At 72.6% G+C, this 468-nt stretch carries 1 pseudogene; it reads right to left on the bottom strand.

The window, feature by feature from the left end:
• Window positions 1-468, bottom strand: a pseudogene (locus G3I71_RS47140) (HTTM domain-containing protein); the annotation flags it as partial.

The raw sequence follows: 468 nt of genomic DNA, 5'->3' as shown, positions 1-468 counted from the left end.
CCCCTCCCCCTCCGGCTCGTAGCGGTCGACCATCCACCACTGGGCGCCGCCCGCGCGCAGGGCCGCGAAGATCACCAGCCAGTTGGTGCTGAACCCCCCGGTCACGGCCCCGTACGCGAAGACCGCCCCGAGCACGCCCCACGGCACCGGCCCCGCCCGCCCGGCCGAGGCCGCGCCGAGGCGCCGCGCGCGGCGGGCGTCCAGCGACCACACCTGCGCGCACCGGGTCAGCACGAGGTAGATCGCCATCAGGTGGATGACGTTGTCCCCGCCGTCGCCCATGAAGACGCTGCGGTTCTGCAGGGACAGCACGCCGACCATGAAGACCACGGACGTCGCACGGGTGCGCCAGCCCAGCACCAGCAGCAGGCTCGCGAGCACGGAGACCGCGTAGACGATCTCGAACCAGAGCGTGGAGTCCGACCACATCAGGACCGCGAACGCCCGGTTCGAGGCGATGAGCCCCTC

The organism is Streptomyces sp. SID12501 (assembly GCF_010550245.1).
Lineage (GTDB): Bacteria > Actinomycetota > Actinomycetes > Streptomycetales > Streptomycetaceae > Streptomyces.
The sequence above is the reverse complement of the archived record's forward strand: the minus strand, read 5'-3'. Positions and strand labels throughout refer to the sequence as shown.